Origin of the sequence: Solimicrobium silvestre (genome assembly GCF_002976435.1) — a bacterium.
Classification (GTDB): Bacteria; Pseudomonadota; Gammaproteobacteria; order Burkholderiales; family Burkholderiaceae_D; genus Solimicrobium; species Solimicrobium silvestre.
In genome coordinates, this window is sequence record NZ_PUGF01000002.1 from 32,324 (window position 1) to 57,482 (window position 25,159).

23 protein-coding genes are annotated in these 25,159 nt (G+C 46.5%); 12 read left to right on the forward strand and 11 right to left on the reverse strand.

The annotated features are described in order from the left end of the window. Positions 1–7 precede the first annotated feature (7 nt). From S2091_RS02575 to S2091_RS02585, 3 genes are all read left to right on the forward strand, one after another. The gene (locus tag S2091_RS02575) at positions 8–1,066 is read left to right on the forward strand and encodes an acyltransferase family protein (RefSeq protein ID WP_105530237.1); all 1,059 of its coding nucleotides are present in this window, start codon (positions 8–10) and stop codon (positions 1,064–1,066) included. A 631-nt stretch (positions 1,067–1,697) separates the two neighbouring features. Then, a complete protein-coding gene (locus tag S2091_RS02580; RefSeq protein ID WP_105530238.1) occupies positions 1,698–4,625 on the forward strand; it encodes a TonB-dependent receptor domain-containing protein in 2,928 nt (975 codons plus the stop codon). A gap of 390 nt (positions 4,626–5,015) precedes the next feature. Next, the gene (locus tag S2091_RS02585) at positions 5,016–6,884 is read left to right on the forward strand and encodes an ATP-binding protein (RefSeq protein WP_105530239.1); all 1,869 of its coding nucleotides are present in this window, start codon (positions 5,016–5,018) and stop codon (positions 6,882–6,884) included. 22 nt (positions 6,885–6,906) lie between these two features. Here the strand turns inward: S2091_RS02585 and S2091_RS02590 are convergent, their stop codons facing one another. After that, the gene (locus S2091_RS02590; protein ID WP_105530240.1) at positions 6,907–7,815 is read right to left on the reverse strand and encodes a type 2 periplasmic-binding domain-containing protein; all 909 of its coding nucleotides are present in this window, start codon (positions 7,813–7,815) and stop codon (positions 6,907–6,909) included. A gap of 140 nt (positions 7,816–7,955) precedes the next feature. Further along, complete coding sequence (locus tag S2091_RS02595; protein WP_105530241.1) at positions 7,956–8,858, reverse strand: hypothetical protein; 903 nt, start codon at positions 8,856–8,858, stop codon at positions 7,956–7,958. A 317-nt stretch (positions 8,859–9,175) separates the two neighbouring features. Between S2091_RS02595 and S2091_RS02600 the strand changes: the two genes are divergently transcribed. Both S2091_RS02600 and S2091_RS02605 read left to right on the forward strand, forming a co-directional pair. Next, complete coding sequence (locus tag S2091_RS02600; protein WP_105530242.1) at positions 9,176–9,457, forward strand: type II toxin-antitoxin system RelB/DinJ family antitoxin; 282 nt, start codon at positions 9,176–9,178, stop codon at positions 9,455–9,457. Next, a complete protein-coding gene (locus S2091_RS02605; RefSeq protein ID WP_105530243.1) occupies positions 9,429–9,743 on the forward strand; it encodes a type II toxin-antitoxin system YafQ family toxin in 315 nt (104 codons plus the stop codon). Before S2091_RS02600 ends, S2091_RS02605 begins: the two co-directional genes overlap by 29 nt. A gap of 171 nt (positions 9,744–9,914) precedes the next feature. On the opposite strand, the gene S2091_RS02610 is transcribed toward S2091_RS02605, so the two are convergent. The 3 genes from S2091_RS02610 to fabI form a co-directional block, all read right to left on the reverse strand. Next, positions 9,915–10,514: a hypothetical protein gene (locus S2091_RS02610; RefSeq protein WP_105530244.1), complete on the reverse strand. Its 600-nt coding sequence runs from the start codon at positions 10,512–10,514 to the stop codon at positions 9,915–9,917. Between the two features lie 62 nt (positions 10,515–10,576). Further along, positions 10,577–11,782 (reverse strand): acetate/propionate family kinase, encoded by a 1,206-nt coding sequence (locus S2091_RS02615; RefSeq protein ID WP_105530245.1) that lies wholly within the window; start codon positions 11,780–11,782, stop codon positions 10,577–10,579. A gap of 100 nt (positions 11,783–11,882) precedes the next feature. Further along, positions 11,883–12,659 carry an enoyl-ACP reductase FabI gene (gene fabI, locus S2091_RS02620; protein WP_105530246.1) on the reverse strand — a complete coding sequence of 259 codons (777 nt, stop codon included), beginning with the start codon at positions 12,657–12,659 and terminating at the stop codon, positions 11,883–11,885. Positions 12,660–12,846: 187 nt separating this feature from the next. Between fabI and S2091_RS23940 the strand changes: the two genes are divergently transcribed. Further along, positions 12,847–12,990 carry a hypothetical protein gene (locus S2091_RS23940; protein WP_165794892.1) on the forward strand — a complete coding sequence of 48 codons (144 nt, stop codon included), beginning with the start codon at positions 12,847–12,849 and terminating at the stop codon, positions 12,988–12,990. A gap of 223 nt (positions 12,991–13,213) precedes the next feature. On the opposite strand, the gene S2091_RS02625 is transcribed toward S2091_RS23940, so the two are convergent. After that, entirely contained in the window at positions 13,214–14,266 is a 1,053-nt protein-coding gene (locus S2091_RS02625; protein WP_105530247.1) for an NADP-dependent oxidoreductase, read from the reverse strand. A gap of 135 nt (positions 14,267–14,401) precedes the next feature. Here S2091_RS02625 and S2091_RS02630 point away from each other — a divergent pair, with 135 nt between their 5' ends. After that, positions 14,402–15,340 carry a LysR family transcriptional regulator gene (locus S2091_RS02630; RefSeq protein ID WP_105530248.1) on the forward strand — a complete coding sequence of 313 codons (939 nt, stop codon included), beginning with the start codon at positions 14,402–14,404 and terminating at the stop codon, positions 15,338–15,340. Here S2091_RS02630 and S2091_RS02635 read toward each other — a convergent pair. The 3 genes from S2091_RS02635 to S2091_RS02645 form a co-directional block, all read right to left on the reverse strand. Beyond that, complete coding sequence (locus S2091_RS02635; RefSeq protein WP_133166842.1) at positions 15,337–15,615, reverse strand: hypothetical protein; 279 nt, start codon at positions 15,613–15,615, stop codon at positions 15,337–15,339. The genes S2091_RS02630 and S2091_RS02635 overlap by 4 nt on opposite strands. 132 nt (positions 15,616–15,747) lie before the next feature. Further along, positions 15,748–17,289 (reverse strand): ammonium transporter, encoded by a 1,542-nt coding sequence (locus S2091_RS02640; RefSeq protein ID WP_105530250.1) that lies wholly within the window; start codon positions 17,287–17,289, stop codon positions 15,748–15,750. Between the two features lie 9 nt (positions 17,290–17,298). After that, complete coding sequence (locus S2091_RS02645) at positions 17,299–17,637, reverse strand: P-II family nitrogen regulator (protein WP_105530251.1); 339 nt, start codon at positions 17,635–17,637, stop codon at positions 17,299–17,301. 313 nt (positions 17,638–17,950) lie between these two features. On the opposite strand from S2091_RS02645, the gene S2091_RS02650 reads away from it, so the two are divergent. After that, positions 17,951–18,436, forward strand: coding sequence for a hypothetical protein (locus tag S2091_RS02650; RefSeq protein ID WP_105530252.1), 486 nt, complete (start codon positions 17,951–17,953; stop codon positions 18,434–18,436). 108 nt (positions 18,437–18,544) lie between these two features. On the opposite strand, the gene S2091_RS02655 is transcribed toward S2091_RS02650, so the two are convergent. Then, complete coding sequence (locus S2091_RS02655) at positions 18,545–20,080, reverse strand: DUF2846 domain-containing protein (protein ID WP_105530253.1); 1,536 nt, start codon at positions 20,078–20,080, stop codon at positions 18,545–18,547. Positions 20,081–20,626: 546 nt separating this feature from the next. Here S2091_RS02655 and S2091_RS02660 point away from each other — a divergent pair. The 3 genes from S2091_RS02660 to S2091_RS02670 all read left to right on the forward strand — a co-directional run bounded on the left by S2091_RS02660 (position 20,627) and on the right by S2091_RS02670 (position 23,234). Beyond that, positions 20,627–20,860 carry an accessory factor UbiK family protein gene (locus tag S2091_RS02660; RefSeq protein ID WP_207769591.1) on the forward strand — a complete coding sequence of 78 codons (234 nt, stop codon included), beginning with the start codon at positions 20,627–20,629 and terminating at the stop codon, positions 20,858–20,860. 2 nt (positions 20,861–20,862) lie between these two features. Continuing rightward, entirely contained in the window at positions 20,863–22,392 is a 1,530-nt protein-coding gene (locus tag S2091_RS02665) for a YifB family Mg chelatase-like AAA ATPase (RefSeq protein ID WP_105530255.1), read from the forward strand. Between the two features lie 137 nt (positions 22,393–22,529). Next, a complete protein-coding gene (locus S2091_RS02670; protein ID WP_105530256.1) occupies positions 22,530–23,234 on the forward strand; it encodes a fumarylacetoacetate hydrolase family protein in 705 nt (234 codons plus the stop codon). 71 nt (positions 23,235–23,305) lie between these two features. Here the strand turns inward: S2091_RS02670 and S2091_RS02675 are convergent, their stop codons facing one another. Next, complete coding sequence (locus S2091_RS02675) at positions 23,306–24,556, reverse strand: D-amino acid dehydrogenase (protein ID WP_105530257.1); 1,251 nt, start codon at positions 24,554–24,556, stop codon at positions 23,306–23,308. A 99-nt stretch (positions 24,557–24,655) separates the two neighbouring features. Here S2091_RS02675 and S2091_RS02680 point away from each other — a divergent pair, with 99 nt between their 5' ends. Further along, positions 24,656–25,144, forward strand: a complete 489-nt coding sequence (locus S2091_RS02680) for an Lrp/AsnC ligand binding domain-containing protein (protein ID WP_105530258.1) — start codon at positions 24,656–24,658, stop codon at positions 25,142–25,144. Positions 25,145–25,159: the final 15 nt, after the last annotated feature.

The window sequence follows — 25,159 nt, forward strand, 5'->3', positions numbered from 1 at the left end:
AAAAACTATGGCGCGTTTTTCTTCTATCGATGCACTCCGCGGCATCACCGTTGCCGCCATGTTGTTAGTCAATAATGCGGGTGATTGGGACCATGTTTATCCCTGGATGGAACACGCGGCATGGAACGGCTGCAATCCGGCCGATTTCATCTTCCCGTTTTTTCTATTGATTGTTGGCGTGTCGCTGAATCTAGCTCTGGCGTCTAAGCTCGATGCGGGGAGCAATCGCCCGCAACTGAGCAAATCCGTCGTATTTCGTGGTGCACGTATTGTGTTGTTGGGACTGGTGTTACACCTGATTGCCTGCTGGTTAATTGACGGCCGTGCGTTTCGCGTTATGGGTGTGTTGCAGCGTATCGGGTTGTGTTTTGCGTTGGTTGGTTTATGCCATATCTGGATACGCGATGCACGAATTCAGTGGGGTATTATTGCCGCAATTTTGCTGGGATATTGGGCGCTGTTAGGTGGCGTGGTTGAGCCACGGTTTAATCTGGTCGATAAAATTGATACTTTATTACTCGGCGCTCGTGCCTATCAGTTTGACCCGGCAACCGGCATAGCGCACGACCCGGAAGGCATACTCAGTACCTTGCCTGCGCTAGCCACGGTTTTGCTTGGCGTGCGCGTCGGTGAATGGCTGCGCACCGGGCAGTTGCAAAAAATGATAATCGGCGGAATCGTGTCGATTAGTTTGGGCGGCGTTTGGTCACTGAACTTCCCTCTCAATAAACAGTTATGGAGTTCGTCTTTTGTGTTGTGGACGGCGGGTTTTGGCATGTTAGCGATCAGCTTGATGCATTATTTAATTGATCAAAAAAACTGGCCGGCACTAGGGAAAAGTTTTGGTATTAATGCGATTGCCGCTTACGCGGGTTCATGGATAGGCATTTGTTTGTTGTATGGCACGGGCGCATTTCAGCCGCTTTATACGCATTTATTTGCGCAGCCGTTGACGGGGTCAGTCAGCCCTGAATTTGCGTCGCTGATGTTTTCCTGCGCATTCACCGGAATTTTTGCACTGCTGCTGAAGTGCATGGAGCAGCGCGGTTTACGGATAGTTATTTGATGAAAAAGGTGGAATTGTTGAGTTTTTCATATACGCCCCTATTTTTTGATATTTTTAACGTATCCAATGGCTTCCCATCGATGAAAAAGTGTTTTTAGACAGTATATTTTACCCTCCTCTCTGAGTAGAGTTTGGGGTATAAGTGAATAATTGAAAAACTATACTAAAGTATGCTGGCAATAGGATTTGGATTTTTCCTTTTACGTCATCCCATCAAACACCGTGATTTCCGAACGGTTTTTACAGCCTCATAGTTGGACTCGCCTGGTTGTGCATTGGGTGAATGCATCAACGCTTACCATCTATCGCGGTCTTCTCTATTTATCTCGCGCATCGCCGTGGATATGCATTTTTCATTTTACGATATACGCGGCGCGATTAAACAATTCAGAATTAAATTCCGTTTTATTTTGTTTGAAGGAATTTTGCATTTATTTGCAGAGAGCAGATTATTTGTGTTGTCATCCTACAACCAAGCACTTAATACAAGTAACGGGAAGTAGCATAATGCAATGTCAATATTTGTTAGGACTTACGCAAAACTGCTTCAGCGGCGTTGTGTAAGTCCCATTTGTAATGAAGCCGATTCAATCAGTTTAAAAACCTAATCTAATAACTTAAGGGATGACAAATGAATTGTGAATTTAAAGTAATCGTTACAGCTGTTCGCGTTGCGCTGACACTTCTTGCCAGCACCACATTAATGACAGCACATGCGCAACAGGTGGCAAATACCGACACCGATGCTGACACCAACGTCAAGAAAGTCATTATCACCGGCTCAAACATTAAGACCGTTGATTCTGAAACGGCTTCGCCAGTACAAATCATCAAACGTGAAGACATTACCAGACAGGGTGTCACCAATGTATCGGACCTGATCGCCAATCTCTCTTCATCTACCAACCCTAACAATCCTAATTCGGGTTTAACCGATATCGCCGGTAACAATACTTTCGCCCCCGGCTCGTCCAGCGCATCGCTGCGTAATCTGGGTGAACAATCAACACTGGTTTTAGTCAATGGACGTCGCATTGCCACTTACGGATTTGCCAACTTTACCGACGTATTCAGCAATGTGGACACGATCCCTATCGATGCAATTGATCGGGTGGAAGTGTTAAAAAGCGGTGCATCGGCCATTTACGGTTCTGACGCAGTAGCCGGTGTGATTAACATCATTACCCGTACCAATTATCAAGGTGTCGATGTTAGCGCCGATAGAACAAGTTCATTGCAAAGCCATACGTTTAATACCAATAAAGCTTCCATTACCGCCGGTTTCGGTGATTTGAATGAAGATGGTTTCAACGTCATGGTGAACGCCGATTTCTTCAAACGGGACAGCGTGAATTGGAATGGTTTGATTAATTACACCAATCAATCACTTACTGCATCGTCAGCCGATTTTGGCCAATTTTCCGGTTACTCTAATCCCGGCAATATTCTTGACGGTGCAAATACGCAGCCGCGTCCTGGCTGTGCTCCCAATTTAATAACTAATGGACTTTGTACATGGGATCGTTATTCCGGCACACAGGTAGTACCTGAATCAGATCGGCAAAATTATTATGCATCCGGCACCTTCAATTTGGGCGGCGGCACTCAGGCCTTCGCAGAAGCGCTCCTGTCCAAATCCAAAACCTATTACTCCTCCAGGAATGACACTTTTGGCAGTAGCCCGACGCCCATCATTTGGGCAAATCCAACAACCGGGCAACCACTGACATTCAACTATTTGGGATTGCCGGCGACTAGCCCGATCAATCCGACCGGTGATGCAGGCGCAGGGCTGCTTTATCGCTTCACTGATGTACCGAACATCAATAATATTGACGGTACTCAGTTCCGTGTGCTCGGCGGATTGCGCGGCAGCGTTGGTAGTTATGAGTGGGAAACGGCTGCTGGAATAACCCAATCCAAGGTCACTTCTGCACAACAGGGCGGGGCATTCAGCTCTTCAGGTTTTATCAGCGAAATTGGTGACTACAATAATTTCAATCCCAACGTTATCAATCCGAATGTGGGCGCGTATACGGCCAATGATCCGAACTTTTTTAATCAACCCAATGGCTATCATCTTGGAGGGGGAAATAGTCCTGCGGTGTTGAATACCTTATTCCCGGTCTTTAGTAACACGGGTAAAACTCAAGCTGAGTTTGTTGATGCCAAAATTAATGGCCCCCTATATACGCTGCCAGCCGGGCCGGTTTATTTCAACCTGGGTGGTGAACTCAGGCACGAATCGATGAATCTTGGCGTTAGTCAGAACCTACAAGATGGCGACATCGTCGGTTACGGAATCAGCACCGCCAGTGCCTCACGTAATATTGAATCGCTTTATTCAGAATTGAATGTTCCTGTTATCAAAGACATGGAACTGAGTCCGGCACTGCGGCTGGATAAATATCCAGAAATATCCACGCATTTTTCACCAAAAATCGGATGGCGATTTAAAGTAGCTGATTCACTGTTGCTGCGCGCCACATATGAACAGGGGTTCAGAGCGCCTAACCTGGTGGAAAGCGCTACATCACTTAAAACCGCATTTGCACCAGGTATTGCCGATCCACTGCGCTGCGCACAGGCATCCGCGTTGGCCAACGATTTAGGTAATGCAGGAAACTCTGCGGTAATCAGCGCAAAACAACAACAGGTGATCCAAAATGAATGCAGTAACTCTATTCCAGAAGCAGTACTAAACAATCCAAACTTAAAACCTGAAACCTCAAAAAGTTTTTCATTCGGATTGGTGTTTGAGCCGGTTAAAGGCTACAGCACATCGTTGGACTACTGGCATATTGATCGAAGCAATACAATCGGACTTCCGTCAGCACAGCAAGTAATCACCAATGCTGCAAGTGGCGTTGCTACCCCAGGTTCGAATGTCAATCGGGCGCCGTTCAATCCCAATGGCGACCAGACGTTCAGCGCCAATGACGGCTTACTCGGTGGGCAGAATGACTTTACCAAATACGGTGTGACTGCAGGCCCGATTCTGAACATGTCGCAAAGTCTGGAGAATATCTCTGAGCAAAGCACCAGTGGCGTGGATATTGCGCTTAAGGCGACTCAATCTATCGGTACGTGGGGCAAGCTATCTGGTGTTCTTGATGGCACGTACACAATTAGCTATTACGATACGTCGATCAGCACGGCATCGGAAAATCTGGTTGGGCAATATGGCTTCCCGCATATGGTGGCCAATTTTACGGCGATCTGGGACTTCCAGAGTTTCTCCAACTCACTGCGTTATAACTACACTGGTGGCTATGATTCACAGCAAGGTCAGTCCGACACCACATGGAGCATAGCAGGCTGCGCAAGTTCCGGATTCAGCGCCACGCAATGCCGGGTTGCTTCCAATAGAACAACCGACTATGCGTTGTCCTACACTGGCATCAAAAACCTGGCTTTAGGGTTGAATATTATTAATATATTCCAACAAAAGGCTGCACCTGACTTTAGGGCATTCGGTCAGGACGGCTTGTTTCCTCCTAATACACAGGACGCTATGGGCCGTATGTTACGTTTAAGTTTGAACTACAAATTTAAATAAGCCTGACTCGGATAACCGGGCAATTGGGTTCTCCGTTAACTTTGCATCTTCTGCCTCGTAAAATGCCGCACCTGTTGTTCCGGGGCGGCATTTTTTTAGCACGCTGTTTTTCTTCCAGATTTTTCTTGTGTATTTACCGGGGAGTTATTTGATGAAAAAATCGAAAAAAGAGGAGTTTTCATATACGTCTCCTATTTTTGAAATTTTTTACGTCTTCAATGGTTTTTCCATCTACTCTTAATTTTGATAAAACAAAGGCTTATTTAGCGCAAAACAACGGTGAAAAATGGAATAACCTTGCATTTTTAACAGAGAAAACTACAGTTAATCAGGGGTATATGAAATTTTGTTAAAACTAAAAATAGTTAGCAAGAGTGAATGTAAATTTCCGTGCATGCTATTAATAATCCATTCGTTCATTTCAATAGTTTTCGATGGCAGTCTGCCGTATTAAACTATCTAAATGCTATTGTCATTTCACTGATTGTGATCATCGCGGTGTTATCGCTGACTTATGATTATCAATTGGCTGAAAATCAGGTTAATTCCGAAACACACAACTTGGCCAGCTCTCTTGTCATTAGTATTGACGGACTGTTAGACACCATCGATATAGCTCTACTCGATACCGCAGATGAACTGGTTGCCCTGCAGGCCAGTGATACACACGATCATGCAATAATTGATCGCAATTTAAAAGAAGAACGCGAACGCCTGCCTGGTCATGTAGATCTTCATGCCACGGATGAAAAAGGCGACATGATCTATGGAAAAGATCCAGAACAATCCGTTGTGAATGTTGCTGATCGACCCTACTTTACGAGCATACGTAACCATCCTGATTCGGGGTTATATATTTCCACTCCAATTCAAGGCCGGTATAGCCACAAATGGATCTGGCTGTTTTCACGCCGGATTCACAAATCAGACGGATCTTTTGGTGGTGTCATTGCCGCGTCGATCCCAATTGATGAAATTAAATCCATGCTTGGTCGACACATTGCATTACCCAAAGGTGGAAGCATAGCGCTGCGAAATAAAACATTGGAATCTATCGCTCGTGTTGTCTTTGGTATTCCCAATTCGATTCCCATTGGAGATAAACGCATCTCCGATGCTTATTTGGCCGCTGCTAAAAAAAACCCATTGGAAGGAACGTATATTAGCGATAGTGCCAGCGCCGACCCTATCTCTAAAACGTATTCATATGTACAAAGTCAAAAGTACGGTTTTATTATTTTGGTCGCCATTCCTCGCGAAGCAGCATTCGCCGGATGGAAAAAGCAAATGTGGGTGGAAATTGGGATCGTTTCTGTTTTTATCTTCTGTGCTGTCGTTTTTGTCCATTTTATCCGTCGCGCCTGGCAGAATCAGGAGCGCGATATGCTCACGATAAAAGAAAGTCGTGACGCCTTGCAAGCGTTAAACAATGAGCTTGAAGAACGTGTGCACACACGAACCCAAGAACTTTCTGAGACCTTATCGCATCTTCGCGTCACCCAGAACGATTTGATGCAATCTGAAAAACTTGCCTCACTCGGCTTTATGGTGGCAGGCGTGTCGCATGAAATTAATACCCCGATTGGCAATGCCGTAATGCTAACCTCCACGCTGGAAAATCATGTGACCCAACTAGATCAGCAAATACATACCGGTAACCTGTCACGCCCTTCGCTTCTCTCGTGGATTGAAAGCACTAATGACATGGTGAAATTGCTGGAGCGTTCAGTTAATCGGGTCGCCGAATTGGTGAAAAATTTTAAAAACCTGGCACTCGATCAGACTTCAGAATGCCGCCGCACCTTTGATCTTTCTCATGAAATTCACAGCGTCATTGAAGTGCTACGACCTAATTTTAAGGGGCACGTCATTGAACGCAACATCCCTGACCACATTAAGTGCGACAGTTATCCGGAAGTCTTTAACCAGGTCGTCACCAACCTAATTCAAAATGCCAGCTTGCATGCATTTGAAGGTCGGTCAGAAGGCCGTATTGTCGTAACCGCTATTGTGGATAAAGGCAAAGTTGAACTCACAGTGGCGGACGATGGTATAGGAATGAATGAGGCAACCCTGGTGCGTATATTCGATCCTTTTTTCACTACCAAGCTTGGCAAAGGCGGATCGGGATTAGGATTGGCGTTTTGTTATCGTATCGTTACCAATATTTTGGCCGGTGAACTTCGCGCAATTTCAACCAAAGATGTGGGAAGTCAATTCATTTTAACTATGCCGCTGAATGCGCCGGGGGCATTCTAAATTACATTACCTAGGATTAATTTCAATGTGGAGGAATGAACCACAGTTCCTTTCTGTTGATAGGAGTGGCTGCCGGTAAAAACGGATTTTCAATATGAATGAGTCGCCTTGAGGAAAGATTTGCCTTGCGTATTTTTTCTCCATATTCGCTTTGGAATAAGCGCTCGAATGATCGGTCAGCGATTGCCTTCTCAAATCCTTTGGTGATGTCGTCCGCCAATTTTTGGTTTGATTTATTAACGAAAAAATACATAGCGGCATGGTAATTAATCACCAGATATGGGTCCAGCATGAGGCCTTCGGTTTTATGCGCATCTAATTCATTCCATATTTCAAGTGTTGATCTTGGGAAGTAATCTGCCTGAGCTTCAGCGACTAGCCGAAATAAATTCTGATAGTGAGGATCGACCATAACGCGCAATCCATTCGCCCGCAGGATAGATGTGTCCGGCCAATCGTGACCTTGGCAAGCGATAAACTTTTTCAGATCATTGACGGAAAATACCGGCTTCAATTTTTCAGGGTCTTTCTGTGAAATTATCGGCAGTCGCCAGCCGATCAACCCTTTATCAATAGGAATGCGGATAGGGGTAAATCGGCTTTCTCTGTCAATGGATGTCATGGTCCAGACCACATCCATTCCACCGTTTGGTGTCTCCATTTGCAACAGTGCCCGATCCTGATCCATGACGCTGTTGGTTGGCGTTAACGTATATTTAGTTGTTACCTTGGAAAGCGCAAGCTGCAACACGTGCAGAGGAAATACGCCACGGCTGTCGTCATTAATTTCTGGTCGTGGGTAAAATAAGACTGTGGACGGGGCACTTGTTTGCTCGGCAAACACGGGCATGGCGCTGATCAAAAAAATCATCACCAGCACGATGGCATGGCGTGTCCATATCGATTTTTTCTGTGTCGCAATCAGAGACATGGCAATGAATCTATATCGGAGTTGGGATATATAAAAAATCCTATCTTCACAATATACGCAACGTCGTCGGATAGTAAGGGAAACCTTTAAATCATTCTGTAAGGCAAGAATCGATCATTCTTTCAGGCCATTAGGGAAATTTAAAATGCATGTTTATTGCAGCAAGAATTAACGAGCTGATTTGCGGAGGTGGTCGCTGCGTTGACTTGAATGAGCGTCAACTGATCGGATAGCTTGGTAATAAATTCATTTTTGAGGTTTTCATTACGTAGCTCCAGCGACGCGATCTCGTAGGTCAAGGCTAATTGAAGGTTTTTTGGCGCCATCTGGCCGTTTGCATAAAATCCCGAAAGTAAATTTAATGTAGCTACATTCCCTTGCGTAGCAGATTGAGTCAGATAGCGAACAGCGTCTTGTTGCCATTGAATTACCCGTGGATCGGCCAGGTCGATATCTTTAATGTGAAAGGCGTCGAACCCTTCGGGTGGTTCGAAAGCATAAGCGATCGCAGCGGGAGCAACTCCACCCTTTGCTGCGATTAATAAATAATTCAAACGCTCTCTGGTGCCGCTATTTAAATCTGCGCAAATTGCTTGGACATCATTGATGGACGCTTCGATAGACGTGAAAAAATTCGGGTCATTGGCGGCCGACATTTCCCTCATGTTTTGTTGCATAGGCGTGATGCTTTCGCATATCGACTCGGCTTTGTAGATGTTATATGCCGCTTTTTTATCGCCTTTGTTTGCTGCATCATAAAGAGTGTTGACGTATTGGCTAACAGTCAGGCCATTTAAATCTACTATAGCTCCGTCCGCATCCATGAATCTGCTCTCCCTATTGGCAACAGGGGGCGAACCCTTGGAGACAGAAAACCACTGCTGTCCTTTTGGTTTTTCAGGACTAGTCTGAAGGGCGACTTGAACTGAAGTGGGCGACGTCGGTGCAGCGTTGCTCCAATAGGAACCAGCGCCAACGATCAGCACGGCTAAGAGGGTGGCTGAAATTGTAATGGTCGCCAGCGGTTTGGACTTTGACTTCATTTTGCGTAATTCCTTCCAATAATTCTTAACTCAATTTTGGGTTGGAGCCCGTTCAATTCACGGCAATGCAAGACTGATTTAAAAGTTACAAATTAATATCCTTTAACAGGCTATAACTTTAATTCAGCGCTGTAAATGCCCTAAATAGGGCATTTTAAGGTTGGAATTAATGAGTTATGGCGCTCAATATTGTTTCTCGAGTTGCAGGAAAATACAGCATTTCACAAATAGTGACAGGCCAGAATCAATTGCAGATACTTGACTGTATCTCAAGTGAGTTACATAATAGGCAGACTAAATGGGAGGATTAACGCATCATGGCTACTACAACCTCAATGCTCCACGTGCGCGTGGATGATGAAACGAAAGTGCAAGCAACCGAGGCGCTTGCTTTGATGGGGCTATCGATGTCCGATGCGGTTCGTTTGTTTTTGCATCGGGTGATCGTCGATCAAGCTTTTCCCCTTGAACTCAAAGTGCCAAACGCGGAAACCCGCGCGGCTATGGCGGAATCTCGCTCCATGATGGCTTCTCGCCGCTCTCGCTTTACTTCCGCCGACGCCTTATTCAATGACCTTGAAAAAAACAGCAGCAAGTAAGCGAGCGCCGCTGCCGCGAGGTTCCGATTACACCAAGGCCTTTATCAAAGATTGGGAGCGTCTTTCACATTCGGGCCGTTACGATATGAAGCGCCTCAAAGAAGCGATGCTTTTATTGATAGACAATGACGTGCCACTGGGCGCGGAATGGCACGATCATCCTCTCAAGGGGGAATGGTCGGATTATCGCGAATGCCATATCGGCGGCGACTTTCTCCTGATCTATGAATGCGACGGCAATATAATTAACTTTGTACGTGCCGGTACCCACGCTGAACTTTTTTAGTGGCTGATGTTAGGCCAGCATGGAATGAAGGTGGGCAACTTTTGTGAAGAAATCAGAACGGCGCGAATCTCTCTCTTAGTTATTTTTCCAATCGTTATTCGGAATGGTTGTTTTTGAGATTTCCATATTGCTTCTTAGGACTAACCTACGCGCAAACCGTGAATTGCCGGTTCATTGCTTCGGGGCGAACTTATGTGTAATGGCCGCTTGGTCTATCGGGAGTCGTTTTTCGAATTCGTCTGTACCGAATATCCATTCACATTTGTCCGCCGTCGTTTCCTCTCCCAGAGAGAAGCAAAATTTCGCTTCTCTATTGTCACGCACGGATGATCCCTCGCCAAGCGTAAATTGAGTTAATGACGGTAGCCCATAACAGCTGTTACCAAACACCACGTTACGTATCAATGCAACGCCATTGCGTGCAAGGCTTAAGTAAATATCCGAGCTACCTCCGCACATCCGATTGGATATCGTATCTTGTTCGGCAGAAATAACGTAATCCGCTCCATTCAATTTACATTGAAAATGAAGCCCATGCGGGTCATGAAAGCCGTTCTTACTGAGCATCCCCGATTTATCCACCTGACCAGTTATAGCTGCATCAACGACCGAATCGTGTAGCCCACGATATTCGACATCAAGCATTCCATTCTCGGGGATACACGCAATGCGGACAAAGCCATATGTGACGTCGGCATGCGCCGAAGTGCACAAGAACATTACTGGCAGTATGAATACAAACGGAAATAAATTCAAAAATTTGACTCGCATAATTTATCCTTAGATTCGAGACATGACATCAGATTGGCAGTCCGACTTACGCGCTAGGGTAATTAGAAGAGTTCCATTTTAGTTACCCCCAAAGCCGCAATCCATTCTTCATTAGTTGGTTCCACAACCACTTTAACGCCACTATCGTCGCTGGATATTACCGCCGCATGACGTTCATTGTCCGCTGATTCAAGTCTGATCCCAAGATAACCTAACGCCGTGCAAATCCGCTGGCGGAGTTCGGCATTATGTTCACCGACACCTGCGGTAAACACCAGCATGTCGAGGCCGCCCAGTACGGCGGTGAGTGCGCCAATTTCACGCACTATGCGGCGAACATAGAGTTGCAACGCCGCTTGCACGCGTGCGTTACCTGCTTCTTGTTGCAACAATATGCGGGTATCGGCTGAGACTCCGGAAATGCCAAGCAAGCCGGATTCGTGATATAGCATATGTCCGACTTGTTCCAGGCTGAGTTTGCGAATTTCCATTAAATATAAAACGGCACCGGGATCAAGCGTGCCGCAGCGGGTGCCCATCATTAAACCATCCAATGCTGAAAATCCCATGGTGGTGGCAACGCTTTGCAAGTTTTGCATGGCGCATAAGCTTGCACCGCTGCCGATGTGAGCGACGATAGTGCGACCGCGTGCCAGTTCGCCGTAACGTTCAGCTAAGACCACCGACATATAGTTATACGAAAGTCCATGAAAACCATAGCGGCGCATTCCTTGCTCCCAGTTTTCCCAAGGGAGTGGCAGCATCTGCTCGACGATTGGTAATGTGTGATGGAACGCAGTATCGAAGCAGGCGATTTGTGGCAATTCTGGTTGGCTTTCCAGCAGTGCGGCAATCGCTTCCAGGGCAAATGGCTGGTGCAGTGGTGCTAGTGGAATCAGATTTTTCAGATCGGCCAGAACGTCGGCATTGATACGGGTCGGGGCAAAATATTTATTCCCGCCGTGTACCACCCGATGCGCAATGGCGTCAATTTTTCGGCCTGCTAAGCGTGCAGTGACGCGTGTGCGAATTTCGCCCAAGGCGGCATGGTAGGGCAGTTGCGGATCTAAGGTTAATGCGCATGTGCCCGCGCCGGTTTCATCCCAGGTTGGATTGGTGCCCGTGATGCCGTCCACCTTGCCGCTCCAGACTGGCTTACGTGGCAAGGATGTTTGGCTGGCTTCAAATAGGGCGAATTTGATGCTCGATGAACCGCAATTGAGCACCATTATGAGTGCTGTAGTTGACTGTGTAGATTGGTCGGTCATGGAATATCCTTCCGGTATCGGTGTGCTAATAATACGGCAACAGGGCTAGAAACAAGACGCTTTAGTCGGTTTGAGTGAGTATTGAACGGGCTGCGTTGCCTCAATTAAGAATATTCATTCCGCCATCAACAAATAAAGTACCACCTGTCATTGAACATGCTGCATCGGAGGCTAAAAATGCGGATAAAGCACCGACTTCATGAATGGTGGTGAGTTGTCGCATTGGTGAACGTTGTTTAGCGTCATCTAGTAACTGATCAAAGTGGGCGATGCCGGAAGCGGCGCGGGTTTCCAGCGCACCGGGGGAAATCGCATTCACGCGGATGCCGGAAAGCCCCAGTTCGGCGGCCAGATAACGTACCGTGGATTCGAGTGCCGCCTTAACCGGCCCCATTAAGCCATAGTTGGCAATAACGCTGTCAGCGCCCAAATAGCTCATGGTTTGCAGGCTACCGCCGTTTTTCATTAATGGTTCGGCGAGTTTGGCGACACGAATAAAGGAGTGGCACGAGATATCCATCGCGCGTGCAAAACCTTGGGCTGAACTGTCTACCACACGTCCATGCAAGTCTTTTTGCGGTGCGAAGGCGATGGAGTGCACGACGAAATCGAGCTTGCCCCATTGTTGGGTAATCGCTTCAAACACGGCTTCCAGTTGTCCCGCTTGTTCCACATCTAGCGGCATGCACAATGCCGCGCCGAGCTGCTCGGCTAATGGCTGAATCTCCGTGTGGGTACGTTCATTAAGCCAGGTCAGAGCAAGTTCAGCACCTGCATTGTGCATCGCCTGGGCGCATCCCCAAGCGATGCTGTGTGCATTCGCTACGCCGATGATCAGACCTTTTTTACCGACTAAAGTAGTTGAAGTGGAGTTCATAGTTTCCCTTGATTCCCTAAAGGTTTAGATCCAGCCTATGGCAGGCTCGGTGACATGACCTGATTAAGGTTGCACCGATATTTTATTCAATAATCGTTGAATAAAAGCTGATCCATATTAAACAAAGTGGGTATTCGTATGGGAGACTATTTTTTTGATAAATCGATGTCGATGCATTCTTATTTATATGAATACATCTTTGTTGGCGGCATTTACCAAACAGTCGTATGACGTGGAGAGTTTGATGGGAGCGTTGACGATGGTACTGTTTTTCCACGCCATTATTGCGAGCTTGAGTCGTCGGCTTTGTTTGCAATGCCTAAAGCGGTAGAGAAATAGAGGGGGGAAAACGTAAACTCAGCAGTTTTTATATAACCCCCCTTATTTTTAAAATAACGTATTCAATGGCTATCTCGTCGATGAAAGAATGTTTTTTCGAGGGCATATATTAAGCCCAAAGTGATATAAAACCATTTGATGATAAATATGAAAAGCATACTAAGATATTCTAAAATTTAATGTTGAAATCGAATTTAAAATAATGCGGCTCGTCTTCATATCTGCACCAATAATTTCCCGCGATGGTCGCCGGTAAATAAACTATTCAAGGTGGCGGGCAACAACTCAAAACCTTGCACAATGGTTTCTTCAAACACGATCTGGCCGGCGGTTACCATCGGCCCGACGATGCGCTGCATTTCATCCATTCTATGAACATAATCGCGCGCCAACATGCCTTGAATCGTGGCGCGCTGATACAGCATGTGGTGTAAAAAACGTGGCCCTAGTTCAGGCTGATCTAAGCCGCCGGAATACTGGCTGATAGATCCGCAAATCACAATTCTGGCGCGGCGGTTAATTAGTGGAATGATGGCGTCCGTTACCATGCCGCCGACATTATCAAAATAAACGTCAACACCGCCAGTCAGTTGTTTGATCTGTGCCGACAAGGCTTCAGCACTGTGATGCGCTTTGTAATCGACTGCCCAATCCAGTCCCAAATTGTCACGCAACCAGTCACATTTTGCGGCTCCCCCGGCAATCCCCAGTACTTTGCAGCCGTGGCGTTTGGCAAATTGAGCGACTAAGGAGCCGACGGCACCCGCCGCACCGGACACCACCACTACTTCGCCGGCATGTGGCCGGCCGGATTCGGTTAAACCAAACCAGGCCGTGCGCCCTGGCATGCCCAGTACTCCTAAAGCAGTACTGACGGGAGCCACTGCAGGGTCTAATTTGCGCAACATGCTGTGATGAATCCGCGCATGGGTTTGCCAGCCGATCATCCCTTCAACCCAATCACCGGCTGCCAAATGTGGCACTGAAGAAGACAATACCCGTGCCACAACACCGGCCGATTGCACCGTATTTAGCGCGTGCGGTAATTCATTGTAAGTAGGCTTTAACGATTGGTTAATCCGCATATAAGGATCAACGCTGAGGTAATGGCTTTCAACCAGCACTTCGCCCGCCGAGAGTTCGGTAGCCAGAGTTTGCGTACGTAATTCATAATGTTCAGGGCCCACAATGCCGTCTGGATGACGCAAGTAAATCCATTGCGAGTTAGTGATTGTGGCAGGCAAGGTAGTAAGTGAGGTAGCTGACATGATGGCATCCTGAACAAGAATAAGTCCCTATTCTATTCCTCTTGCTGTCTACTAATAAGCAACTTAAAATCCATTGTTGTGCACTTTTTGGACTTAAATGCCGGGTTATTCAAATGGAAATAATATGGAAAGAAAATGGAAATAAACGAGCTTCGTTCTTTTTTAGTGGTGGCACGCACTGCCAACATTCGCAATGCCGCTGACGAGTTACATCAAAGTCCATCTGCACTTTCCAAGTCGATACGGCGTTTGGAGGCCGCGTTAAATACCCCGTTGTTTGATCGGGTCGGCAAGCGGTTGCGCTTGAATCTGCAAGGTGAGCAATTACGTGAGCGTGCCATGCAATTGGTTGCATTGGCGGACTTAACGCAGGCGGAGTTTCGCGGCGCACGTCAGCATTTACATTGCCGGATTGTCGGGCCGGCTTTGCTGCAATGGCGTTATGGTCCGACTCTTTCTGACCTGTTGCAGAGTTCTTTTCCCGGTAGTGGAGTCACTTTCGCAGCTCAATTTGAAGATGCGGCGATGGCGGCATTAACGCGGGGCGAAGCAGATTTTGCGCTGGTAACAGGTGTGGCGGTAGCGACTACTTTACCCGCCGGACTGGAAGCAATTGCTTTGGGCCGTATGACGATGCAATTGGCCGCCGGTTTGTCACACCCGCTTTTGCAGCAAGCCACTAAACAAACCACTAAGCACGCTGCAAATACAGCAACGGCAAGTTGGACGGTAACCACCGAACAGGTTTTGCAACATGACTTTGCCTGCCCTGATCGTTCTTTATTTTGTGGCGTAGCAAGGGGCGCGCGTTCAGATGGTTGGCGTGATGATATGTTGCCCAGAAAAATCCGGTTTTGGCTGGAAGACTTGCAACTGCTAATGACGCTGGTGCGCTCTAATCAGGCGCTGGCTTATTTACCTGATTTTGCAATACAGGAACCGGGTTTGATACGCTTGAAAGTGGTGGATTGTTCCTATGAGTGCGTAGAAGAATGCTACTTGCTTTGGCGGCCAGCAACGGCGAGCGGCTGGCAGAATAAAGTGATTGCTGGTTTGCCCTCAGCACTTAATTAATTTGGTGCGTAAGGTAAATTGATCTTAAAAGCACGGTCAGGATATTGATGTTGCAAGCGGATTTTTTCATCCATACGCTCAATTAACTGTCCGATCAAGTTAGCTTGCCGCAAATGATACTCAACAGTTTTTGCAACTCTTAACGCTTCCATTTTTAGCCAGCGCTGACTGACTGCATCGCGCACGGGAAGCGTTAAAATAATCGCTACTCTTTTTGCTTTAATTGCGGCATGTTGACCATTCTGACGCGCTAGCTGCTGTAATTTTATTTTCATGTCCGTATTTATTAATATAAAAACATGAAAATAATACACGTTTATTTAATTCAATGGCAATAAAAAAACACTTCCCAACTAACTTTGGGAAGTGCCTATTAAGCAAAGTACAGCAAACTACGTTGATTTTAATTATGCGTGATAAGCCGATTCACCGTGGCTAGTAATATCCAAACCTTCGCGTTCTTCATCTTCAGGAACCCGTAAACCGATCATCAAATCAACCAGTTTGTAAGCTATTACCGATACCAGCCCTGACCAGAGTACGGTCGTTAATACGGCTTCACCTTGGATAATCACTTGAGAAACAATACTGTACGGATCGGCCGACATTTTGTTGGTGACGTAATCAAAAATACCTTGCCCGCCAAGTGCTGGCGAAGCGAATACGCCGGTTAATAGGGCACCCAAAATACCACCGACACCATGCACCCCAAAAACGTCTAAAGAATCATCCGCACCAAGCAAGCGCTTTAATCCATTAACGCCCCATAAGCAGATTAGTCCAGCGAGCAGCCCCATAATTAACGCGCCCATTGGTCCCACAAAACCGCACGCCGGGGTAATCGCCACCAAACCTGCAACCGCACCCGAAGCACCTCCCAACATAGATGGCTTACCTTTGACGAGCCATTCACCGAACACCCAAGCAACCGAGGCGGCGGCAGTGGCTAACAAGGTATTAATAAAGGCTAACGCGGCAATATCACCAGCTTCTAAAGCAGAACCGGCATTAAATCCAAACCAGCCTACCCATAACAACGATGCACCAATCATAGTCATGGTTAATGAATGCGGCGCCATCGATTCTTTACCGTAGCCAACCCGACGTCCAATCATGTAAGCACCGACTATGCCCGCAACTGCCGCGTTAATATGCACGACAGTTCCGCCCGCAAAATCTAACGCACCTTTTTGCCACAACCAACCACCTTTAGCTGTTTCAAATGCCAACGAAGCGGCATCTTTAATGCCATCAGGACCAGGCCAGAACCAAACCATGTGCGCAATTGGTAAATAAGAGAAGGTAAACCACAACACAACAAACAATAGTACCGCCGCAAACTTGGCGCGTTCGGCAAACGCGCCGATGATTAAGCCGCAAGTAATGGCAGCGAACGTGCCTTGAAATGCCACGTACACAAACTCAGGAATCACAACACCTTTACTGAAGGTCGCGACGGTAGCAAACGTGCCTTTGGCCGGGTCAAAAATACCATTCAAAAACATGCGGCTATCTGGGCCGGTCAGCGAGCCGATAAAGGAGCCGCCTTCCGTAAATGCCAGCGAATAACCATAGATGCACCATAAAACAATAATGACCGCAAAAATCATGAATACCTGGATCAAAATCGATAGCATATTTTTGGAGCGCACTAAACCGCCATAAAACAAGGCTAAGCCAGGTATCGTCATTAAAATAACTAACAAGGTCGCCACCATCATCCAGGCGGTGTCGCCTTTGTTGGGTGTTGGTGCCGCCGCCGCTACTGTTGCTACTGCCGGAGTCGCAGCGACAGTAGTGAGTGCTGTTGGTGTGGCAGCTGGTGCTGTAGCCGATGCAGATACGCTGGCGGCAGTGGCAGGAGTTACTTTTTCTTGCGCGGCAGCGTTACCGACGAAACAAAGAGCGGCAACCAGGCCGACGACGGTGTGGGTAAATAAATTTTTCATGTTTTTCCCTTACAAGGCATCGTTGCCGGTTTCGCCGGTACGTATCCGCACCACTTGTTCCAGCGCATAGACAAAAATTTTCCCATCGCCAATTTTTCCTGTACGGGCAGCTGTTTCTATTGCTTCCACTACGCGCTCCACCAGTGCATCATCGACAGCAGCTTCGATTTTAGTTTTTGGTAAAAAATCCACCACATATTCTGCGCCACGATACAGTTCTGTGTGCCCCTTTTGACGCCCAAAGCCTTTGACTTCGGTAACCGTAATACCTTGTACGCCGATACCCGATAAAGCCTCGCGCACCTCGTCCAACTTAAATGGTTTGATGATTGCTGTAATCAGTTTCATACATGCCTCGTTAGAATATGTCGGATGCGAGAAGCACCAAACTTGGAATAGTTTCATCTGTGTATCAGCAAGTCTCATGCCATCGATAATAAGCTGCCACATTGACTGAATGGGAGTGCGTCGCACCAGATCGAGGCGCATGAGCGATTTCATAAAGAAAAGCGCACCATTGTTGTGCGGAATTATGCTGCTAAAGAATTGCGGCTGTCGGGGTTCTTAAAAGCTGGTATTCAAAACATCCTTGGGTGTCCTGGCGAACAGACCGCAGAGATATTCGCTACCTATACTTAGCTTACTAAGGAGGGAAATCATCATGAATATCTCAATCACAGCGGAACGCATTCCTCAACACAAAGGTAATCTCTCGCGAAATACAGTACGGGGGATCGCATATCTGACGTTTTTTTGCAGCATGGCTTTATTGAGTTGGCCCGCAGCCGCTCAACATAAAATGACCGAAGCAGCAGAGCGCTACCAGATCGAACATGCAAATTGCCTCAATGGCCGCTCGAATGAAGATAAGGAAACATGTCTTAAAGAAGCGAATGCCGCGTTGATGCAGGCAAAGCAAGGTCGACTTGACGATGCTGGCGCGCAATATCAAAAAAATGCGGAGCTGCGCTGTCAGGTGTTTGAATCTGAAGATCGTCAGGCGTGTGAGCGTCGGATGCGCGGGGAAGGAACGGTATCAGGTAGTGTTGCGAATGGCGGCATATTTCGCAAATTGGTGATTCCGGAACCGGAACCTAAGCCGCTCATCACGCCCGAATCAGGAGGCGCTACCGACAAGCTGAATTAAAATCAACCAAGCTCAGCCGATGGCGCATTCTGATCAAGGGCTGGGATCAAGACTAACATTTCATCCTCAGATGTAAGAATGTTAGGCTTACCCAGCCCAAGTTGATTATTAGAAATAAAAGTTAGTAAAGAAACCGAATTGATCTCCGTTCACTGATTCTGTTTGCCCAACTGCGGTAAAGCTTTCTTTAACTGCTCTAAATTTAAATCCAAGATGTTTATTTGCCAAATATTCAACTTCCAAAACACTACCAACAGTATTATTAAAATCCACAGAAATATTTGAGCCTATACCGTTACCACTCAGTGTTGGATCTTGAACAAAACGGACCCCGCCGCCGATGCGCCATGATTTATTCAACGAGTAATAGCCCAAGAGTTCAATTGGAAAACGTGTAAAACTTACATTGCCATTACGTGCGGCGCTAACCATATCTTGAAAACCGACCGTTCCTTGAACAGAAAAAGAGTCGTTGATTCTATAATCCAAGCCAGTCAAAAACTGTACACCACTACCGGCATGAATCGATGATGTTGAACCGTTGGTATAAGTGGTCGTTTCTAAATTATCGCCACCTGCTGTAAGGCCAAGGCCTAAAACAATATTGAGTTGTTTTTCAGGTTGTGGCGCTTCCATTACAGGTTCTGGAGCTGTATTTTGCGTAGCAACTGGCGTTGAAATAACTGCATTTGAATTATCGCTGGCAGGAATTGAACTATTAGTAGCTAGTGTTACTGATGTCGTTGGTGCTGCCTGAGCTGTGGAAGGAGCGATGGTTACTGTGGAAATAACGGCAACGGGCGCTACAGGCGTAACAGCCGCGACAGGTGTATTTTGCGTTGTAAATGCACATTGTCTATATTCGCATTGAGCTTTTAATTCCCGGCCGTCGCTGCACTTAACGCTATATTGTTCTTCAACCCCATTCTTGGAAATCAGGTTGGCTCCCACACCTGGATTACAATTTTGCTGCTTAGCCATTTTTTCGACTGTAATCGATGATTGTCCAAAGTTGAATTCAACCTTTTTTGCTGCTACCGGATCAGAGCTTAATGGACTCGAAGGAATGGATTGTTGAACGTTTGTTGCTACTGTTGCATCTGCTGCGATCGTTGTAATAGGCGCACTTGCTACCATTGGTGCGACTACTGCCAACGGGGTTTTATCGTCGTGTTGATTAACGGCGGGTGTTTTATAAGCGGAAGAGGATATTAAAATTAACTTCGATTCTGTTACTCCAGCGCGCCCAGTTTCATCGTCTACTAGCTGTAATTTATTTCTTGCGGAAAAAATGCCCATTTTTACTTCTTGCCATACAAAATAATTTTTGCCAGCGATCAGCGTCAGTGCGAGATTCGAATCATTTTCTGCTTCTGATTTAAGGTTATATGCGCCAGGTAATAAATCTAATTGAAAATAGGTTTTGGATGCTGTTTCTCCAATAGTTGCACCGTTAACTGAGACAGGCATCGATATTGCCGCACCAATGGTTTCATTACGATAAATGTAAAGAGATGCTTTGTTTTGATCAGGGGTAAATTCTTTAGCTTTAGAATCTTGAGCTAGAGATGCCATTGGCACTGAAGCACATCCTGTTAGTAATACGACCATTGCTGCGATGAAAATTCCCACGATACGTTTCATATTTTTCTCATATTTAAAATAAAGTATTCCACAATGAAATCTCCAATTTGGACAGATTTCATATAATTGCCAATTTGCAACAGCGCAGACTAAAGCAATATTTACACCTTGTCTATGCCCTAAATAGGACATAGACAAGAGTTGAATGGTAAGAAGTAATCCGCCCTACGCAAAGTTTGCATTCGGATCTTAAAACCGCCTACCTTCCCCGAGTTTGCGTTTCAGCGGCAGTGGTTGGAATGGCTTGTATGTTGTATTTAATGTCTTTATTGACGTGGGTTGAGATTTTTTTACTAAATTTTTCTATTCAAAAAGCCCGGCTGTCTTTTTGAATTGTTTCGCATCAAAATCCGGTTCTCGGCTTTTGCTGCATATTGTTGGCGGTTTTGTTAATTTTGCGAAAAGAGTTTAAAATTTTTAGATACGAATCCAATCCAGCTTTTTTATGTCAAGAGTGAATTTCTCTCAACTTTAAATAACAATGCGTTAAGATTAGGGCATCTTATTTAAGTAATTCTTACCTTATTCACCCGCATGGAGCACAACATGAACCAAATTTTTAATGACATCCAGTCCAAAATCAATGAAGCGCTAGAAAAATCACCAGCTAAAGATTTAGAAAAAAATGTCAAAGCAATGATGAGCCAAGGCTTTGCAAAATTGGATTTAGTGACGCGTGAAGAGTTTGATATTCAGGCACAAATACTCGCTAAAACCCGCGCCAAATTAGAAGCACTGGAAGCTCGTGTGATGGAATTGGAAAATCAGGCGCGGGAATAGATGTGAGCTTAGCGGTATTAAAAAGCCGGGCTTTATCCGGCATGGATGCACCGGAAGTCACCGTAGAAGTACATCTGGCGAATGGTTTGCCAAGTTTTACGATTGTCGGTTTGCCCGAAGCGGAAGTAAAAGAAGCGAAAGATCGGGTGCGCGCCGCATTGCAAAATAGCCGGTTTGAATTCCCAAACCGGCGCATTACCGTCAATTTGGCACCCGCTGATTTACCGAAAGAATCAGGTCGCTTTGATTTGCCGATTGCATTAGGTATTTTGGCCGCTTCAGAGCAAATCCCAGCTGACACATTGAATCACTATGAATTCGCCGGAGAGTTATCGTTGTCCGGTGAGTTGCGCCCGATACGTGGCGCGCTGGCGATGACGTTTGCCATGTGTAATGATGGCGCCGCTAAAAATGTGGCGAAAAAAATCGCTTTTATTCTTCCCAGAGCTAATGCCGATGAAGCGGCGCTGGTGGAGCAGGCGCATATTTACCCCGCCGATTCATTGCTTCAAGTTGCTGCCCACTTTGCGGCGCATAGTGCAGAAGCACGGCTGACGCGGCACACTCCTAGTCCGCAAATTAGACGTCCTCACTATTCCGATTTTTCCGAAGTTAAAGGCCAGCTGCTTGCCAAACGCGCTTTGGAAGTGGCTGCTTGCGGTTTGCATAGCGTACTTTTAATCGGCCCGCCTGGGACTGGGAAGTCTATGTTAGCCAGTCGTTTCTCTGGAATTTTACCTAGCATGAATGACATCGAAGCGTTGGAAGCGGCGGCGGTGCAATCGCTCACGCAGGGTTTCTCGCTTGCTCAATGGAAGGTGCGTCCGTTTAGAAGTCCTCATCATACTGCGTCGGCCGTGGCGTTAGTCGGTGGTGGCGGAACGCCGCGTCCGGGTGAAATTTCGCTGGCACATCGCGGGGTATTATTTTTAGATGAATTGCCGGAGTTCGACAGGCGTGTATTGGAGGTATTGCGCGAACCGTTGGAGTCAGGCCGGATTACCATTTCACGCGCAGCGCGACAGGCTGATTTTCCGGCGCGGTTTCAGTTAATCGCGGCCATGAATCCATGCCCTTGCGGTTATTTAGGTCACGTTAACGGTAAGTGTCATTGCAGTCCCGATGTGGTGGCGCGCTACCAAGGAAAAATTTCCGGGCCTTTATTGGATCGCATCGACATGCAAATTCAGGTCGGCTCATTGCCGCATGCGGATTTAATTAAGCAGGCGGATGGCGAAGCCAGTGAACAGATTCAAGCGCGGGTAGAACGTGCTTTTGATCTTCAATTAGCCAGACAGGGCAAAGCCAATAATATGCTGAATACGGTTGAGATTGAACAGTTTTGCGACCCGGATGCAGAGGGGAAGCAGCTCTTGCACAACGCCATGAACCGATTAAACTGGTCGGCACGATCGTATCATCGGGTGTTAAAAGTTGCGCGTAGCATTGCCGATTTAGAGCAGATCGAACAGATCCAGCGCGCGCATATTGCCGAGGCAATTAGTTATCGGCGGGCATTGAAGGAGAAATGAGTTGTGTTGAAAAAAACTGGAATTGTATTTCAGCATACTTCTTTATAGAATTTGAATAATGCGTTAAATTTCTAAAAAGTATGGGGAAATATTAAAAGCGTAAAAACAAGGTAAAAATTCACTTTCAGGAGTAAATCATGTCTTATATTTTCCCACCGGAAGCGGTCACGGCATTAAAAGTAGCGGCAAGTTCTGATCTATTTGCGGTACGCCGTGTGTACTGCGTAGGCCGCAATTATGCAGCGCATGCCCGGGAAATGGGCTCTGACCCGACACGTGAAGCACCGTTTTTCTTTTGCAAACCAGCTAACGCGGTAACGCCCATTACCGACGGGCAAACCCTGGAATTAGCTTATCCTGGTGTTACTACGAACTTTCATCATGAGATCGAATTAGTGGTAGCGATAGGCAAAGCCGGACGTGATATTCCTGTGGCGCAGGCTAATGCGCATGTGTGGGGTTATGCCGTCGGATTGGATATGACGCGCCGTGATTTGCAAGGCCAAATGAAAGACAAAGGCAAGCCTTGGGAAATCGGCAAAGCCTTTGACCATTCCGCGCCTATTGGTAATTTGTACCCAGTGGACCAAGTCGGTTTATTAAATATAAATAAGGCCGCGATTTATTTGAAAGTAAATGGCAGCGATAAACAACGCAGCAATATTGATCAAATGACGTGGTCAGTCCCTGAAATCATCAGCCATTTATCCAGCTATTTTGAACTGAAGCCCGGTGATTTAATCATGACCGGAACGCCAGAAGGCGTTGGCGCGGTGCTGGTTGGTGATGTGCTGGAAGGCGGGATAGCCGGGTTGGGCGGGATTCGAGTAAGAGTAGTTTGATCTGATTTAAATCAAAAAAAAAAGCCCCTTGGGGCTTAATTTATATAGAGCACTTAGCAATGCGATTGCATTTACGTATAGCGCGTCAAATTCAATTCACTCGCATCAATGGCTGGATTTTTACCCGAAATAATATCCGCTAATACACTGCCAGAACCGCAAGACATCGTCCAGCCTAATGTGCCGTGACCGGTATTTAAAAATAGGTTAGGCACTTTGGTAGCACCAACTAATGGTGTGCCATCGGGTGTCATTGGACGCAAGCCAGTCCAAAAACTATCGTGTTCTAAGTCACCTGCGCCGGGGAACAAATCGTTCAATACCATTTCTAGAGTGGCCTGACGTTTTGCCTTAAGCTTGGTATTAAAGCCGACTAATTCAGCCATGCCGCCAACCCGAATCCGATTATCAAAACGTGTGATGGCGATTTTGTAGGTCTCATCCAGAATGGTAGAAACAGGTGCTTTGGCTGCGTCAATAATCGGCACGGTAATGGAATAGCCTTTGACCGGATAAACCGGAATATCCAAAATACCACGCAAGAAATTGGTTGAGTAAGAACCTAGCGCCACTACATATGCATCGGCAATCACAATTTCACTACCGCACTGAACGCTGGCGATTTTCCCACCGGCCATATTCAAGGCATCTATGCTGACACCGTAACGGAATTGAACGCCTAATTTTTCCGCCATGTTTGACAAGGTGGTGGTGAATAATTGGCAGTCGCCGGTTTCATCGTTAGGTAAGCGCAAACCACCTTTGAGTTTGTCTTTGACCGCTGCCAGCGCAGGTTCTGCGTCGGCTAATTGTGCTGCACTTAACAATTCGTAAGGCACGCCAGCCTGTTTTAAAACGGCGATATCTTTTTGCGCAGAATCGTATTGCTCGTCGGTGCGAAATAGTTGCAAGGTGCCTTGCTGGCGGCCTTCGTATTGAATATTGGTGGCAGCGCGCAAATCTTTAAAACAGTCGCGGCTGTATTCTGCCAAATGCACCATGCGTTGTTTGTTAACAGCGTAATGCGACACACTGCAATTGATCAGCATTTGCCACATCCAGCGCAGTTGGAACATGGTCCCGTCTGGCGCGATAGATAACGGTGCATGTTCTTGCAGCATCCATTTAAGCGCTTTAAGCGGAACGCCAGGTGCGGCCCAAGGAGCCGCGTAGCCCGGTGAAATTTGTCCGGCATTGGCAAAACTGGTTTCCAGTGCCGGGCCGGTTTGGCGATCTAATACGGTCACTTCATGTCCGGCCAAGGCCAGATAATAGGCACTGGTGACACCAATTACACCGCTACCGAGAATAACTACACGCATACTTGTCTCCAAACTAGAAGTTATACTTAATTTCCGCTATATTAGTGCTAGGTAGCTAGTTTTTGTTGGCGAAAACAATGTAATTTTCAGTGAATAATCATGCGAATACAAAAAAATACGGTACGTGCTTTAGATAAGTTAGATCGTCGAATTTTGTCGTTATTGCAAAAAGATGGCCGCCTATCGATGAAAGACCTCGGCGAACAAGTCGGGCTTTCTATTACTCCCTGCATTGAGCGAGTTAAAAGGATGGAGCGCGACGGAATTATTAGTGGTTATTATGCGCGCCTAAATCCGGCCGCGTTAGGTGCTTCGCTGCTGATGTTTGTGCAAATTACACTGAGCAATAAATCTGGCGAAATGTTCGATCAGTTCCGCCGCGAAGTATTACGCATTCCACAAGTGCTGGAATGCCATCTGGTATCGGGCGATTTTGATTACATCATCAAAGCGCGGATTCATGAGATGAGTGAATACCGAAAATTACTTGGCGATATTTTGCTGCAACTGCCCGGCGCAGCGCAGTCGAAAAGTTATGTGGTGATGGAAGAGATTAAAGAAACTTTGGCATTGGATGTGGAGGAATAGGCTTCTGTTATGAAG

Excerpts from the sequence above, each read along its gene's own strand:
- S2091_RS02575 (WP_105530237.1), top strand. The coding sequence starts at position 8 with ATGGCGCGTTTTTCTTCTATCGATGCACTCCGCGGCATCACCGTTGCC.
- S2091_RS02645 (WP_105530251.1), bottom strand. The coding sequence starts at position 17,637 with ATGAAACTGATTACAGCAATCATCAAACCATTTAAGTTGGACGAGGTG.
- S2091_RS02650 (WP_105530252.1), top strand. The coding sequence starts at position 17,951 with ATGAATATCTCAATCACAGCGGAACGCATTCCTCAACACAAAGGTAAT.
- S2091_RS02605 (WP_105530243.1), top strand. The coding sequence starts at position 9,429 with ATGACCTTGAAAAAAACAGCAGCAAGTAAGCGAGCGCCGCTGCCGCGA.
- S2091_RS02590 (WP_105530240.1), bottom strand. The coding sequence starts at position 7,815 with ATGTCTCTGATTGCGACACAGAAAAAATCGATATGGACACGCCATGCC.
- S2091_RS02660 (WP_207769591.1), top strand. The coding sequence starts at position 20,627 with ATGAACCAAATTTTTAATGACATCCAGTCCAAAATCAATGAAGCGCTA.
- S2091_RS02680 (WP_105530258.1), top strand. The coding sequence starts at position 24,656 with ATGCGAATACAAAAAAATACGGTACGTGCTTTAGATAAGTTAGATCGT.
- S2091_RS02670 (WP_105530256.1), top strand. The coding sequence starts at position 22,530 with ATGTCTTATATTTTCCCACCGGAAGCGGTCACGGCATTAAAAGTAGCG.
- S2091_RS02635 (WP_133166842.1), bottom strand. The coding sequence starts at position 15,615 with ATGAAAATAAAATTACAGCAGCTAGCGCGTCAGAATGGTCAACATGCC.
- fabI (WP_105530246.1), bottom strand. The coding sequence starts at position 12,659 with ATGAACTCCACTTCAACTACTTTAGTCGGTAAAAAAGGTCTGATCATC.
- S2091_RS23940 (WP_165794892.1), top strand. The coding sequence starts at position 12,847 with ATGAATACATCTTTGTTGGCGGCATTTACCAAACAGTCGTATGACGTG.
- S2091_RS02600 (WP_105530242.1), top strand. The coding sequence starts at position 9,176 with ATGGCTACTACAACCTCAATGCTCCACGTGCGCGTGGATGATGAAACG.
- S2091_RS02610 (WP_105530244.1), bottom strand. The coding sequence starts at position 10,514 with ATGCGAGTCAAATTTTTGAATTTATTTCCGTTTGTATTCATACTGCCA.
- S2091_RS02615 (WP_105530245.1), bottom strand. The coding sequence starts at position 11,782 with ATGACCGACCAATCTACACAGTCAACTACAGCACTCATAATGGTGCTC.
- S2091_RS02640 (WP_105530250.1), bottom strand. The coding sequence starts at position 17,289 with ATGAAAAATTTATTTACCCACACCGTCGTCGGCCTGGTTGCCGCTCTT.
- S2091_RS02595 (WP_105530241.1), bottom strand. The coding sequence starts at position 8,858 with ATGAAGTCAAAGTCCAAACCGCTGGCGACCATTACAATTTCAGCCACC.
- S2091_RS02675 (WP_105530257.1), bottom strand. The coding sequence starts at position 24,556 with ATGCGTGTAGTTATTCTCGGTAGCGGTGTAATTGGTGTCACCAGTGCC.
- S2091_RS02580 (WP_105530238.1), top strand. The coding sequence starts at position 1,698 with ATGAATTGTGAATTTAAAGTAATCGTTACAGCTGTTCGCGTTGCGCTG.
- S2091_RS02630 (WP_105530248.1), top strand. The coding sequence starts at position 14,402 with ATGGAAATAAACGAGCTTCGTTCTTTTTTAGTGGTGGCACGCACTGCC.
- S2091_RS02625 (WP_105530247.1), bottom strand. The coding sequence starts at position 14,266 with ATGTCAGCTACCTCACTTACTACCTTGCCTGCCACAATCACTAACTCG.
- S2091_RS02655 (WP_105530253.1), bottom strand. The coding sequence starts at position 20,080 with ATGAAACGTATCGTGGGAATTTTCATCGCAGCAATGGTCGTATTACTA.